Raw genomic sequence first — 340 nt, forward strand, 5'->3', positions numbered from 1 at the left:
GCGATACGGACGGCATCTTGCTTGAGGTGGCGTCGGCAAAGATTCGCTGCGGCGAGGCCGCCGACAAGGGCGCGTCGATCGCGCATCAGGTGCACGGCGCCATCGGTTTCACGGCCGAGCATGTACTGCATCGCCTGACATTGCGCGCTCTGGCGTGGCGGGATGATTTTGGAAGCGAGAGCTACTGGTCCTCCGAACTCGGCTGGTGGATCGGCAGGCGCGGCGCCGATGAACTATGGCCGCTGATCGCGTCGCGTTGACCGGATTTAGGAGCCAAGACCATGACAACAGCATTGCGATTCGATCCCATCCGGCTGCCGGAGCATTGCCAGGAGTTGCG

1 protein-coding gene is annotated in these 340 nt (G+C 62.9%); it reads left to right on the forward strand.

The genetic code is table 11. From position 1 onward, the window contains the following. The coding region (locus OZ411_RS43215; RefSeq protein ID WP_282532840.1) for an acyl-CoA dehydrogenase family protein at nt 1-260 on the forward strand (260 nt) is incomplete at its 5' end. Between the last annotated feature and the right edge of the window lie 80 nt (nt 261-340).

The organism is Bradyrhizobium sp. Arg237L (genome assembly GCF_029990105.1).
Taxonomy (GTDB): Bacteria; Pseudomonadota; Alphaproteobacteria; order Rhizobiales; family Xanthobacteraceae; genus Bradyrhizobium.